Source organism: Paenibacillus sp. GCM10027628 (assembly GCF_042676385.1).
GTDB lineage: Bacteria > Bacillota > Bacilli > Paenibacillales > NBRC-103111 > Paenibacillus_E.
The window spans coordinates 578555-592214 of the sequence record NZ_JBHTHA010000002.1; the positions used below are offsets into that span (position 1 = coordinate 578555).

Annotated in this window: 12 protein-coding genes; 1 reads left to right on the forward strand and 11 read right to left on the reverse strand. The window is 46.8% G+C overall.

Annotated features, from left to right (window positions below; all coding sequences use genetic code 11):
• Positions 1-14: 14 nt before the first annotated feature.
• Positions 15-815, reverse strand: coding sequence for a transporter substrate-binding domain-containing protein (locus tag ACFQZT_RS03760; RefSeq protein WP_379296673.1), 801 nt, complete (start codon positions 813-815; stop codon positions 15-17).
• A 272-nt stretch (positions 816-1087) separates the two neighbouring features.
• On the opposite strand from ACFQZT_RS03760, the gene ACFQZT_RS03765 reads away from it, so the two are divergent.
• Positions 1088-1516 (forward strand): hypothetical protein, encoded by a 429-nt coding sequence (locus tag ACFQZT_RS03765; protein WP_379296675.1) that lies wholly within the window; start codon positions 1088-1090, stop codon positions 1514-1516.
• A 90-nt stretch (positions 1517-1606) separates the two neighbouring features.
• Here the strand turns inward: ACFQZT_RS03765 and ACFQZT_RS03770 are convergent, their stop codons facing one another.
• The 10 genes from ACFQZT_RS03770 to ACFQZT_RS03815 all read right to left on the reverse strand — a co-directional run bounded on the left by ACFQZT_RS03770 (position 1607) and on the right by ACFQZT_RS03815 (position 13574).
• Positions 1607-1849 carry an HPr family phosphocarrier protein gene (locus ACFQZT_RS03770; protein WP_379296677.1) on the reverse strand — a complete coding sequence of 81 codons (243 nt, stop codon included), beginning with the start codon at positions 1847-1849 and terminating at the stop codon, positions 1607-1609.
• 21 nt (positions 1850-1870) lie between these two features.
• Positions 1871-2854 (reverse strand): galactofuranose ABC transporter, permease protein YjfF, encoded by a 984-nt coding sequence (yjfF, locus tag ACFQZT_RS03775; RefSeq protein WP_379296679.1) that lies wholly within the window; start codon positions 2852-2854, stop codon positions 1871-1873.
• Complete coding sequence (locus ACFQZT_RS03780; RefSeq protein WP_379296681.1) at positions 2851-3870, reverse strand: ABC transporter permease; 1020 nt, start codon at positions 3868-3870, stop codon at positions 2851-2853. Before ACFQZT_RS03780 ends, yjfF begins: the two co-directional genes overlap by 4 nt.
• On the reverse strand, positions 3870-5387 hold the full coding sequence (locus tag ACFQZT_RS03785; protein ID WP_379296683.1) for a sugar ABC transporter ATP-binding protein: 1518 nt from the start codon (positions 5385-5387) through the stop codon (positions 3870-3872). The genes ACFQZT_RS03780 and ACFQZT_RS03785 overlap by 1 nt, the downstream gene beginning before the upstream one ends.
• Before the next feature lie 120 nt (positions 5388-5507).
• Positions 5508-6548 (reverse strand): ABC transporter substrate-binding protein, encoded by a 1041-nt coding sequence (locus ACFQZT_RS03790; RefSeq protein ID WP_379296685.1) that lies wholly within the window; start codon positions 6546-6548, stop codon positions 5508-5510.
• A gap of 254 nt (positions 6549-6802) precedes the next feature.
• On the reverse strand, positions 6803-7834 hold the full coding sequence (locus ACFQZT_RS03795) for an ABC transporter substrate-binding protein (RefSeq protein WP_379296687.1): 1032 nt from the start codon (positions 7832-7834) through the stop codon (positions 6803-6805).
• Between the two features lie 44 nt (positions 7835-7878).
• Entirely contained in the window at positions 7879-8865 is a 987-nt protein-coding gene (locus ACFQZT_RS03800; RefSeq protein WP_379296689.1) for a sugar ABC transporter substrate-binding protein, read from the reverse strand.
• A gap of 22 nt (positions 8866-8887) precedes the next feature.
• Positions 8888-10420, reverse strand: coding sequence for a response regulator (locus ACFQZT_RS03805; protein ID WP_379296691.1), 1533 nt, complete (start codon positions 10418-10420; stop codon positions 8888-8890).
• A complete protein-coding gene (locus ACFQZT_RS03810; RefSeq protein ID WP_379296693.1) occupies positions 10395-12212 on the reverse strand; it encodes a cache domain-containing sensor histidine kinase in 1818 nt (605 codons plus the stop codon). Before ACFQZT_RS03810 ends, ACFQZT_RS03805 begins: the two co-directional genes overlap by 26 nt.
• Positions 12213-12365: 153 nt before the next feature.
• The gene (locus ACFQZT_RS03815) at positions 12366-13574 is read right to left on the reverse strand and encodes a DHH family phosphoesterase (RefSeq protein WP_379296695.1); all 1209 of its coding nucleotides are present in this window, start codon (positions 13572-13574) and stop codon (positions 12366-12368) included.
• Between the last annotated feature and the right edge of the window lie 86 nt (positions 13575-13660).

A 13660-nucleotide genomic window follows, 5' to 3' on the forward strand; every position in this document is an offset into this window, starting at 1 on the left:
TTGTTTAAAATTAGCTACTGTTTATCTCCGAACCATTTTACGATCAGTTTGTCCAATTCCCCGCTTTGCTTCAATTCTTGCAGCGCCCCGTCAAATTTCTTCGTCAATTCACTATTTTTCGGAAATGCGATACTTGCTCCTGCAGAGCTTTTATTCGGAATACTTACGGAAACGAGATCTTTATTGCTTGCCAGCAAACCTTTAGCTACGACATTCTCCATAAGCACGCCAGCGATACGATCAGACTTCACTTCTTGAATGAGATCGCCTAATCGATCGCGGTTCGTAATGTTGAAGTCGATGTTTTTTTTCAGCTCTTCCGCTTTATCTTGCTGGATCGAGCCGACCTGCACGCCCAACAGTTTGCCTTTCAAATCATCGACCGACTTAATTCCGCTAGTTTGTTTGACGAGCATCACATTGTCGCTTTGATAATATACGCTTGTAAAATCAGCATTCTGTTGACGTTCAGGCGTAGGATCCATACCGGCCATGACAAAGTCCACTTTCCCAGCCTGCAAAGCCGTAATTAATCCGTTAAAATCCATATCCGTGATTTTGATTTCATAACCAACCTTATTGCCTAGTTCTTTGGCAATATCCACATCGAATCCGATAATATCGGAGCTTTTTGCCGTATTCACATATTCGAAAGGCGGATAATCTGCAGATGTTCCCATGGTCAGCACTTTTTTCTGTTCTTTTGGCTGAGCCGAGGTGCCCGCCGTTGTTGTCGAATGGTTGGTGGAGCCGCAGCCTGCCAGCAGCCCAGTCGTTAGTACTCCTGCTAAAACCAGTGAAACGTACTTTTTCATGATGTAATCCTCTTTTCTCTGGATAATGTTAAAATTGAAAGCGGATACAAATTGGTTGTAGTTAGAATGTAACATAGAAGTTTTGCTGCTAAAAATTGAATTCATATATCGTTACTATTAAAAAATCTAATAATTGCCCGGCAGACTCAGTGTCCCTCCTGCTGCTCTCTTCAAGAATTTTCATTAAAGCTTAGAAAACGACAACGGTTTTCGAGCGACATTTCAGTCATAATCCGTTAATCTATGAAAAAAGATTCAAAGGAGGCTGTACCGTGGCACATCAGGTAATCAGTGAAGAAGAGTTCAGGCTGTTGCTGTCGTCCGATTACCGTAAGGAAGAAAAGGAATCCTTGGAAAAACCGAAACTTACCATGAAATTTCTGCATGAGCTAATCAGAAAGCTTCAGCACGAGAACCTCGTGCTTGCTAAGCGCATCGTCGAATTGGAACAGCAATTGGATTCGTTTCATCGGATCCAAGTGGAAGTGGCCGCCACGGTAGAGCTGCCTGCTCCTGCTGAGGCAGATGCAGCCGCAGCCGGGACGGACATAACTCTTGACACCTTTGTCCCCCAAAAAGGTATCCTTATCCCCCGCTCCGAGCGGCATGCTACGGAAAAGAAAAAGTCTTTTTGGAACTTATGGTTTCGTCCCAACGCCAAGGAGAGCAAACAAAAACAAGGGGCTCCAGAGTTGGTCTGAAAGCTTCTTTTTATACTCCGGGCGCACAAAAGTCCATAAACAACGAACCATCTTCGTTGTTTATGGACTTTTATTTTTTAGCTACCTTAATCATTTGATCATATAAGATAAGTCATAACGTGCGAATAAATCCGACATCGCTCTCTTAGCTTCCTCAGCGTCCGGCCCTATAACGTAAAGCTCATATTTATGCTGATCCGCCAAGGTAACAAATACGCTAAGAATGCTTTTGGCGTCCACCACCACCGTGCCGAATTTCAAAACGCACGAGGATTGGAAACGATTCGCAGTCCGCGATATGTCCCAGCCGATTTGCGTCGTATTTAGCATCATGCGCCCTCCTCAAGGTATGATTTAACCTGCCTGCTCTCCGGATTTTTTCCTTGAGCCCAGCAGTTTTTGCAGGAGAATAAACAGGAACAGTAGCAAGCCGATCGCGATTTTCGTCCACCAGGAGCTTAAAGTGCCTTCGAACATAATCAGCGTTTGAATGATCCCTTGAATCAGGACGCCCACCAAGGTGCCGGCGACATAACCGGTGCCCCCCGTCAGCAGCGTGCCGCCGATTACAACGGCTGCGATCGTATCCAATTCCGTCCCTAAGGCATGCAGGCCGTATCCGGAGAGCATGTAGAACGTAAACACCACGCCGGCCAAGGAAGAACAAAAGCCGCTCAACGCATACACTAGAATTTTAGTCCTTTTTACCGGTAGCCCCATTAAGATCGACGATTGTTCATTGCCGCCCAGCGCATATAGGTTACGACCAAACTTCGTATAATGCGCAAGGAAAATCCCGGCAGCTACTACACCTAATGCAATGATCACGCTGATCGAGATGTAAGATTTGCCAAATACGTGCAACTTCGTTTGCGAAATCGCCTTGTACCATTCGTTATCGATCGTTATGCTTTCGATGCTGATCACATAGCACAGTCCTCTGGCTAGGAACATCCCGGCGAGTGTTACAATGAAAGGCTGTAGGTTAAAATAATGAATGAAACAGCCCATGATCCAACCCATTAGGCTGCCCAGCACCAACACCAGTGGGATGACGAGGAACGGCGGCCAATGATGATGTTGTACGAGACTCGCCGATATCATGGTTGTCAAGGCAATCATCGAGCCGACGGATAAATCGATCCCGCCTGAAATGATGACGAAGGTCATGCCGACAGCAACGATCAGCAAAAAAGCATTATCTATCAGTAGGTTAAAAAAGACCTGTAGCGAAAAGAATCCGCTATATTCGACCGACCCTGCGGCGAACATGACAATAAACAAAACGATCGTAACAATAAGCGGCAAGTATCGTTTATCCACGCTGTGGAGTCTCATAAGGCAACCTCCTCTTGCTTCAATGCTTTTTTATATTTTCTTCGCTTGGACGCCAGTGCTTTCCGAAAATTGTCCGATTGAATCAAGCAGACGACAAGAACGACAATCGATTTCACGACAAGCGTAATTTCCGGAGGCACTCCGATCGAGTAGATCGATGTAGTCAAAGTCTGGATGATCAGAGCGCCCAGAATTGTGCCTGACAAATAAAATCTCCCGCCATTCAGCGAGTTGCCGCCGATCACAACCGCAAGTATCGCATCCAGCTCATACCAGAGCCCAGCGTTGTTGCCGTCCGCGCTGGATACATTCGAGCTTAAAATAATGCCGGCAAGACCGCTCAAGAATGCGCAAAGCACATAGACGATAAAAATGATTCGTCCCGAGTGGATCCCTGATAGTCTGCTGGCCGTAGGGTTAGAGCCGACGGATTCGATAAACAAGCCGATTGCTGTCTTCCGGGTTAGCACTGCAGCGATAATGAAGAAAAAAGCGATTATGAAGATTGAGAACGGCAAGCCAAGCAAATAGCCTCCGCCGATAAATGAATAATGGGATGAGGAGATCGTAATAATCTGACCGTTAGTGATCAATTGAGCTACACCTCTGCCGGCCACCATGAGAATGAGTGTGGCTACGATGGGTTGAATACCTAGCGTGCTGACAAGCAGACCGTTCCAGGCTCCCGCAACCAGCGAGAGCAGCAGCGCGAGACCTATGGCAATGAACAACGTGCTCATGCTGCTGCCATCCTGCTTGCTGATCAACAGACACGACATCGCTCCCGCGATGGATACGATCGAGCCGACGGAAAGATCGATGCCTTTGGTCGCGATCACGAACGTCATGCCGATCGAAATCAGCAAAAGAGGAGCTGCTCGATTAAGAATATCGATCAGACTGCCGAATAGGTGCCCATCCTTCAACGTAATAGAGAAAAAATTGGGATTATGGATCACGTTGACGATTAACAAGAAAGCCAGCATGACTAGCGGCCAGAGCAATCGATTCTTCATCAGACTTCCCCTCCTGCTATTGCTTTCATAATGTCCTGCTGTGTGACACCGTCGTTATCGATCTCAGCGATCTTGCGCCGATCACGAAGAATGGCGATTTTCGTGCTCGAACGTACAACCTCCTCAAGCTCAGAGGAAATGAATAAGATCGACATCCCTTTTTCGCAGAGCAGCGCCATCTGTTTCTGGATCTCCGTTTTGGCGCCAACATCAATCCCTCTCGTCGGCTCATCGAGAATGAGCAGCTTCGGGTTCGTCAAGAGCCAGCGCCCCAAGATGACCTTCTGCTGATTGCCGCCGCTTAAGTTTTTGATCAGAGCCTCCGGGCTAGGTGTCTTAATATTCAACAGCTTGATGTACGTATCCGCAAGCTCGGTTTGCTTCTTTTTCGGCAAGTAACGGAACGTTCCGATCGTCGCCTGCATAGCGAGAATCATATTTTCTCTGACGGTCAAATCCTCGATGATCGCCTCCGTCTTCCTGTTTTCCGGACAGAATGCAATACCCGAGTCTATCGCTTGGCGCGGAAAATGAAGATTCACGACCTTCCCGTTAATCCTCATTTCGCCTTGATCAGCACGATCAGCGCCAAAAAGAATGCGGGCCAACTCTGTCCGTCCTGATCCCAGCAAGCCAGCCAGACTTAAAATTTCACCGGGATTCAGGTTTAAATCGAAAGGTTCTATAGAACCTTTACGCCCCACCTGATACGCTTGCAAAAAAGGATTCTTCGGCTGACTGCTTCTTTGTGTTGCCATGACATTCGGCAATTGTTCCAATTCGCTTAAATCCTTGCCAATCATCCTCGATACGAGCTCCATTCGTGAAAGCTGCTCCGTCATGTACTCGCCTTCAAATTGGCCATTTCGCAATATGGTAATCCGATCCGACATTTCATACACTTGATCGAGAAAATGCGTGACGAATAAAATCGCCAGTCCTTCGGACTTTAGCTTTCGCATCACTTTAAACAATTCCTGCACTTCATTCGTATCCAGACTGGAAGTTGGTTCATCCAGAATCAACACTTTGGCGGATACATTCAGCGCCCTGGCAATCGCTACCATCTGTTGAATGGCCACCGAATAGGAGCCGAGCAGTTTAGACGAATCGATCTCTACATTCAATCGTTTCAGCAATTCTTTGGAGCGGCGGTTCATTTCCTTCCAGTCAATACATCCTCTGCGCATCGGTTCACGTCCGATGAAAATATTTTCCGATACGGTTAAATTCGTACAAAGGTTAACCTCTTGATAGACGGTGCTGATGCCGAGTTCCTGCGCTTCCAGCGGACTTCTGGCACGTATTTCACGATCATCCAATACAATCCACCCTTCATCAATGGCATGCACACCGGTTAGCACTTTGATCAAAGTCGATTTACCTGCGCCATTCTGGCCCATTAACGCGTGAATTTCACCCGGAAACAAGCGGAAGCTGACATCTGTCAGCGCTTTTACGCCGGGAAAATGCTTGTGGATATGTTCCATTTGTAAACGCGGTTTTTTCTCTGTCACTTTCATCTGCCTCCTATCCTGTGTAACGATAAAAGCCAGGCAATCTCTCGGCAAGCTGCGCATAAGCTCGGCTGAACAGCTTGCGGGACATACCTGGCAGGTAAGGCTACTTTGTATCAATCAATATTGACGGTTAGGCAGTTCTTTCTCCGCTGTTTCTTGAGGGAATACGCCTTCTTTGGTCAAGATGCGCTTCGGAACTTCTTTTCCCGCGACGACGTCTTTCACGATTTGCATCACTTGAGGTCCCATAAGCGGATTACATTCAACGATCACGTTGATTTTGCCGTCTTTCATTGCTGTGAATGCGTCCTTCGTGCCGTCCAGAGAGATCACAAGAATATCTTTACCCGGTTTGATTCCCGCTTCTTCAAGGGCTTGAATGGCACCAAGAGCCATGTCATCGTTGTGTGCATATAGAACGTCCATTTTGGTGTTCTCTGCTTTAGCGGATTTGATGAACGCTTCCATAACCTCTTTCCCTTTGGCGCGCGTAAAGTCGCCGGTTTGCGATTTCACGATTTTCAGGTTTGGATTGTCTTTGATGATTTCTTCGAAGCCTTTTTTACGGTCGATTGCCGGTGCCGAACCCGTTGTTCCTTGCAGCTCGACGATGTTGATAGGGCCTTTTTGGTCCTTCACTTTATTAAGCAGCCATTTACCGGCATTGCGTCCTTCTTCGACAAAGTCGGAGCCGAGGAACGTTTTGTACAGCGAAGTATCTTTGGAATCGACCGCACGATCTGTTAATACGACCGGAATGCCCGCATCTTTCGCTTCCTTCAAGACGGTATCCCAACCAGATTCAACGACCGGCGAGAAGGCGATAACATCGACCTTTTGCGCAATATAGCTGCGGATCGCTTTGATTTGGTTTTCCTGCTTTTGTTGCGCATCCGAAAATTTCAAATCGATGCCGGCTTCTTTCGCCGAATCCTGAATCGATTTCGTATTGGCTGTACGCCAGCCGCTTTCCGCACCTACCTGCGCGAAGCCGAGTACAATCTTTTTATCTGCCGGCTTGGCTGCCTCAGCTGCTTTGGTCGCTGCCGGGGATGCTGTCCCGGAGGTTGAAGCCGGGGAGCTGCCGCCGCAGGCGCTTGTCAAAAACATCGTTGCCGCAACCAGCAGGAATGCGCTGGATTTCCATACTTTTTTCATTGGGTTAACCCTCCTTTTTGTTCACCACTTTTCTGGTGTAACTTAATTTTAAAGCGCTTACTTTACAGAATGAATAGAATTCAATGCGAATTAATTGGACTAATTTCCGATTGTTTTCTCGCCTATATTCAAAAATGTTGTTTTTTTATACATTAATTTGAATTTCTTCCGTCATCCCCCCCTTAACTTCACTTTCGCGCTCATGGCTCTACCGAAAGAAAAAAAGAGGGGGATTTCCCCCCTCTTCCGTCACTTTAATATTTACGCTTGTCAATTTCTCTTGCGGCAACTCCTTGGGTGAATACGCCTTCTCTGACGACAATCCGCTTAGGCAAATTCCTGCCCGAGATCAGCTCCTTTACAGCCTGCATCAGCATAGGACCGAGCAGCGGATTGCATTCGACAGTACAATTCAGCTTGCCGTCAAGCATCGCTTGAAAAGCTACTTTGCCTCCATCTACGGAGACGATGACGATATCCTTGCCAGGCTTTAGGCCAACCTCCTCCATCGCTTCCATGGCGCCGAAGGCCATATCGTCGTTGTGCGCGAACAGCACCTGTATATCCCGTCCATACTGCTTTAGTATATGCTGCATCGCCGTCTTCCCTTCTTCGCGGGTAAAATTGCCGGATTCCGACGCGGCAATTTTCATATTGACGTTTTCCTTGATCACCTCTTCAAATCCCTTTTTTCGATCCAATGCGGGTGCAGAATTCGTTGTACCTTGCAATTCCACAACATGAATTTGGCCTTTCACATTTTTCATTTTATCGAGCAAGTACTTCGCCGCTTTACGTCCTTCCTCAACGAAATTAGAACCTAACAGCGTCACATATAGAGAAGTATCCGACACATCGACGGAACGGTCCGTAACGATGACAGGAATGCCGGCGTCCTTTGCTTCCTGCAGTACCGCATCCCATCCCGATTCCACAACGGGCGAGAAGGCAATCACATCCACCTTGTCTGCGATAAAATCGCGAATGGCCTGAATCTGGTTTTCTTGCTTCTGCTGGGCATCCGAAAATAGAAGCTCAATCCCCGCTTGCCGTGCGGCATTCTGAATGGAGCTCGTGTTGGCTTCTCTCCACCGGCTCTCAGAACCTAATTGCGAGAATCCCAATCTAATCGTTCGCTCCTTCTCATCTGCAACAAATGCAAGATGGGTGTCCTTGCGTATGCTTCCTTCCGATACATGCGCCGTTTCCTTTGGCACAGTCCCGGATTCGCATCCGCTGAGCATCATGAGACAAAGCAGCAGCATCAATGTTCTTTTGGCAAACAACAATATCCCCCCGACCTATCGTGTACAGCGGGCTCGCAGGCAGCCTATTGCTTCCCTTGATAGCTGCCCAAATTCTCTTTCGTAATCAATATCGGTTCCAGCAGGTTTAGCTCTTGAATGGCTTTGCCTTCACCCGCATCGTTCAGCGTGTTAATGATATGTTCCCCCCATGCCCCCTCTTGAAGCGACAGGACCGCGCTAATCTGTTCATTCTTGACGCCGTCGAGCAGGTCAGGCAAGTCATTCGTTGTTATTGCGATCTGGCTTAGCCCCTTCGCCTTCCAAACAAGAATCGCAGCGGACCCCGCCAGCGTATCCAAGCCTACGAAGGCATCAAAATGAGGATGGGCGTCAATCATCGTCTCTAGATTCGTAATGGCTCGATCCAAATTATCCCCGTTCGTCCGATCTTCCAGCAGTTGAATGTCCGGCAGTCTGGATAAATAATCCTTGAACCCCGCCATTCGTTGCTGTATGCTGGTGAATCCGTATTGACCCGTCTCGGCAATCACCATCCCCTGCCCGCCCAAATCGTTCGCCAATTGCGCCGCCAGCTTACGACCGGTTTCGTAATTGTCGATTCCAATATAGGCTAACCTCTTACTCTTGGGGGCGTCATTGTCAAAGCATACAACACGGATTCCCGCTTGTACGGCCTTATTAATATACGGCGTCAAAGCATCGGCATCCACCGGACTGATCGCAATGCCATCCACATGCTGCTTGATCAGATTCTCCATCATCCGGATTTGCTGCTCGACGTTTGCTTCATCCGGAGCCTTGACGATGAGTTGCCCCCCCAACCTTTGAGACGCTTCTTCCGCTGTTTTCGTAACTGCTTTATAGAAAATATCAGATGTAGCATACACAATGGCAAAAATGCGCTTCGATTTAAATGCTCTTTCAACGGCTTGCTTTTTCTCAAAAACCGGTGGCTCTGGACTCGCTTGCTCGCTTTCGCAGGCTGCTGCTAAACCGGCCAAAATGCAGCAAAGGAATAGGAGAGGACAAATTCGCCTAATGAACCTCATACCGCAGTCGTCTCCTTCTATACTAACCTTGTTGACGGAAGACTTTTGTCGTAACTCCCGTGGCTTTCTTAAAAACAGCATTAAAATAATGCGGATCGTTATAGCCGACCATGGCGGCGATTTCATAAGACTTGGCGCTGGTTGTCTTCAACAATTGTTTCGCCTTATTTATTCTTGTCTTAATCAAATAATCAATAAAGGTTTGCCCCGCCGCCTGGGAGAAGATCCCGCTAAAATGGCTGGGACTTACGTTTACATAGGCAGCAACTGCGTTCAACGAAATATCCGGATTATCATAATTCCGGTCAATATAATCTTTGGCCTTGCTCAGAAGCTCCCCGTATTTATTTGAAATTTGATCGCGGTGTTTAAAGCTAAGCGAAAGAATGGAAATGGCATAGGTCCGCAGCTCCTCCAGACTATTGCTAATTAGCAAGGCCTCCTCTACCGATTCCAGCTGCTGCAAAAAAGACTTTACATCTCCACCGGATTCATGGATAAACTGTGTCGCAGCTGCAATCATGTCAAAAATCAGATAGTGGCGGAAAAATTTATGCGTGCTCTCAAGCTCCCCGCCTTCTTGGATGTATTCCCGCGCGAATCGCTCGATCTGCGAGCTATCCCCAACCTTCAAGAAGTTGGTCACCTTATTGCGGTCATGACCGCCTATTCCATTCGTGTCCGTATACATCGCCGGCCGGTTTTTCAGAAAATGATGATAGCTTTTATTTTGTTCCGCTTCCGCAAAAGAAACTGCAATTTCCTGTATGCGGTCCTGAACGCTCCCTATCCCCGCATAGAGGGCTCCGATCAGCTTATCCTCCAAGTGCTTGAATTTACGGGCCAGCTGCTGGGCTCTTTGTTCCAGATCCTCAGCTCGATCGCCTTTCAAAATCCAAACATGCTCTTTCTTATTGCGTTTAACGTGCAAATGATCCCCGAATTCACCAGTGAGCTCGAGGAATAGCGATTGGCTTTCATCTTGGGGTGCTAGCTCAAGCACAATAACCATATAATGTTTGGCGATAATCGGAAGCCCTAAGTCTTCCTCTTTTAGGATGGCTTCCGATGTCGATATGGAACCAAAGATGAGATCGTTCACAAACTGATCCTTGAGCAAATCAAGATTCGCTTTCGCTTGCAGCCGAAGCATTGCCTTCTCCTCAAGTTCAAGCCGGTCCCGATCGATTTTGCCCGAGACCTTTTTCAGAATGTGAAGCAGTTCCGTTGCATTGATCGGCTTCAAGCAGTATTCTTCCACACCGATTCGCAAAGCTTCCCGGGCATAGCTGAATTCATCGTGCCCGCTGAGAATGACGATTTTGATCCCCGGCATCTTCTCCTTGACAATTCGGCTTAGTTGCAAACCGTCCATAAACGGCATTTTTATATCCGTAATCAAAATATCCGGGGACAGCCGTTCTATGAGAGGCAAGGCCAGTTCACCGTCAGGAGCATCCCCGGTATAAAGAAACCCTTCATTTTCCCACTGAATCCGATCGCGAATTCCTTCTCTGACAAGCACTTCATCATCCACCAACAACACTTTTTTCATCGTTCACTCTCCTTGCCGGTATGCTTACGATGACCGTAGTGCCAACACCCTGATCGCTTTCAAGCTTAAGTCCGTAGGGCTCCCCATAATAGAGTCGAATCCGCCCGTGCACATTCATAATGCCAAAACCGCCTGACTGCGGTTGCATCAGATGGTTGTCCTGCTGAAGTATCGCGATGAGCTGCTCCTGCTTATCCTTCGGTATTCCCGCTCCGTTATCTGTAACCAGAAATTCGATATTCCCGCTCTTTCCGTAACCTCCGGTAATGCGGATTCGTCCCATGCCACGCTTATTCTTGATGCCGTGATACAGTGCATTTTCAACCAAAGGTTGCAGCGTCATTTTCAGTATATCGTAGGTTAATATCTCTTCTTGAACATGAATCTCGTATTCCAATATATCCCGGTACCGCATTTGCTGGATCGTCAAATAATTCGAAATGTGATCGATTTCTTCCTTGATCGTAATACAGTCCTTGCCTTTGCTTAAGCTGATCCGAAAAAAGGTAGCAAGCGCATTCACGATGCTAATGACCTCTTCGCTTTTTTTGCTTTCGGCAAGCCATATGATGGAGTCGAGCGTGTTGTATAAAAAATGCGGATTGATTTGAGCCTGAAGCGTCCTCAACTCCGCCATCTTCATTTGCTCCTGCTCTTTAATGCTATTCGCAATCAAAATTTTTATTTTATCGAGCATCGTATTGAAACTAATGCCTAAATCTGCGATCTCGTCATAGCCCACGCTGCCTACCTTAGCCTCCAAATACCCGGATGCGGCTTGACGCATTTTATTTTTGAGGAACCGGATCGGGCGAATCAGCCGGGATGAAACAAACGCGTACAACGTAATCGTAAAAACGATCGTAGATACGACGCTGACAAAAATTAGAGTCTCAATCTGCTTCGCATCCTTAACCACTTCCGATAACGGGACCTCCCCCACGATCTTCCAGCCGGTCAATTCGGATGTCGCATATACGGCGAGTTGCTCCCGATTGTTCATATAGCGAATATCGTTTCCAGATGGCGTAAGGAGCTCTTGCTTCGTTAACCCTGCGGCACGTCCCGCCGATTTCTCCTTATCCGGAACAATGATAGGCACTCCTAACTGATCGGCGACATAAAAAAAACCGCTTTCCCCCATTTTCGTATTGTTACAAAAGTCTTCAATGACGGATGCGTCCAGATTAATCACCATAAAGCCGATAACCTCGTCTGTAATTTCTTGTTTCACAGTCGCAACAATCGAGATCATGAATGGACTGTCCTGCACCGCGCGGTCCAGGTTGTTCAATCCATCCGTTTCGGAGGGAGGCAGGATCAGAATCTCATCCGGATTACTTAAGAGGTTTTTGATAGCGCGGTACCTGAAGGGATCCTCGTTCATTTGAAATACCCCTCTTTTCTCGCTAATGCCTTTACCGTATGGGTTAAACAGCATGATGTTCGTGATCCCGTTACTGAACCTGTACGTGTCCCTATATAAACTGAACGTCTTCAAAATATCCTTGGCTTCTTCATACGTTTCGTTCTGGACGAGCAGAAACCGCAGCACGCTTGACGTTTTACTGATATCAAGAAATTTGCGATTATCGGAAAATAGCACATCAATGTTATTCTTCAGATGTTCGGCCACAAGCTCCGTCGTTGCGATGCTATGTTGTGAAACCGTATTATAGGATTTGGTATAGCTGATGATCCCGACGATAATGAGCGGGATGGCGGTCAAAATAACAAACATAACCAGCATTTTCGTCCGCAGGCTTGAGGTCACCCAACGGTACAGCTTCATGTCGGCCCCCTCGTTTCTCGTCAGGTTGTTATTGAATAAAGCGTTTGCATAATTATATATTCTAAACCTATTCATTTCTATAATAAATAGAAAAGCATCCGAAAAAATGTTGTTTTTTTCTACAAAACTGAAAGAGGCAAGGGATTTCATCCCTTACCTCTGCCGAAGCGCACCAATGGTATTTGATTTTCGAGCCGCCATATTTTCCATCAGGAAAGTGACGTAGGTCTCATCTCGAACTAACCAGGCCGCATACTCCCTTTTAACAAAACGTTCCGCCTCTTCGAACGCAGGAAATTGCCGATTTAACTCCACTCCGTCCACATCGATTTCCCAGGCGCTGCCTGAAGGAAAAATAAACAGATGCTGTTCATTCCGATTCGCATAAAGCGACCCATAAACGGAATTTTTCAGATTAAAAGCGTTTTTACTCGAGTCCTCGCGTATCGGTTCCATCGGAAATGGCATTGCAACATACAGTTGATAGGCCTCCTCCGTCATGGAGCACCCTGAAGCCTTCGCATGACCCCCTCCCCCGTATTGACCCGCGATTTCCGAAACATCGATATGATCGTGAATCGTTCGAAAGCTTATCCTTTTACCGCCCATATTCATAATGGCGATGTAGTCCAGATGAGGGTTTTCTTTGCCCAAATCGTTGCCAAGTTCGGAATGATAGGATTCAGCATGAACAATGCCGACATAATGATCATGGATGCGGGATTGGACGATTTCCCGCTTTTTTCTCCGCACATAGCGCTCGATTTTTTCTTCCTCCATGTCCAATAATTTTTCTTCAAAAACGTCGAACGAAAAGTGCTCGCTTGTCCGAAGGCGAGCCACCATCTTTTCCTCAAATTCTTCGATGGAAAGCAGATAAAAGAGATCATTTAATCGTTTAGCTTGCAACGTTCCATGCTGTTCCCATTCCCAAGTGTCATATAGTCTTACGAATTCTACAAATTCATCTAAAGCCTGTGCCGGCTGTAACAATCCGTTTTGGACCAAATAATCATAAAACAAAGAAGTTGCGGAAGCGAGTTTTCCATTTTCATAAGCGACTTGAACAAACCCCCAAGGGTATTTGCCCAAATGAAGCGAGGTTTTATGATGATCGATCAGCTTTATTTGTCCGCCTGATTTGGCAAATTCGTTAAGTCCTTGTTCATTAGCTTCATCTACGGATAAGTCGGTGATAAACAGAAAGCTCTTTTTTCTTGGTTTTTCCAAAAAGCGTTTGACTTGCAGATTCAATCCTCCGACAGAGTTATATCGGATTTCAACCTTTTCTCCGAAAGCCAATCTGGCTACAATCCCGCAGCCTACTCCATCCAGATCGTTATGTGTATACAAATAATACAAAGGGACATCCTCCTGCTAATGATTTCCATTAGCCATTAAGATGCCCTTGATCAAGCTCCTCTATTCGGTATACTCGAATCGATAAT

Excerpts from the sequence above, each read along its gene's own strand:
- ACFQZT_RS03780 (WP_379296681.1), bottom strand. The coding sequence starts at position 3,870 with ATGAAGAATCGATTGCTCTGGCCGCTAGTCATGCTGGCTTTCTTGTTA.
- ACFQZT_RS03805 (WP_379296691.1), bottom strand. The coding sequence starts at position 10,420 with ATGAAAAAAGTGTTGTTGGTGGATGATGAAGTGCTTGTCAGAGAAGGA.
- ACFQZT_RS03770 (WP_379296677.1), bottom strand. The coding sequence starts at position 1,849 with ATGATGCTAAATACGACGCAAATCGGCTGGGACATATCGCGGACTGCG.
- ACFQZT_RS03790 (WP_379296685.1), bottom strand. The coding sequence starts at position 6,548 with ATGAAAAAAGTATGGAAATCCAGCGCATTCCTGCTGGTTGCGGCAACG.
- ACFQZT_RS03760 (WP_379296673.1), bottom strand. The coding sequence starts at position 815 with ATGAAAAAGTACGTTTCACTGGTTTTAGCAGGAGTACTAACGACTGGG.
- ACFQZT_RS03800 (WP_379296689.1), bottom strand. The coding sequence starts at position 8,865 with ATGAGGTTCATTAGGCGAATTTGTCCTCTCCTATTCCTTTGCTGCATT.
- yjfF (WP_379296679.1), bottom strand. The coding sequence starts at position 2,854 with ATGAGACTCCACAGCGTGGATAAACGATACTTGCCGCTTATTGTTACG.
- ACFQZT_RS03810 (WP_379296693.1), bottom strand. The coding sequence starts at position 12,212 with ATGAAGCTGTACCGTTGGGTGACCTCAAGCCTGCGGACGAAAATGCTG.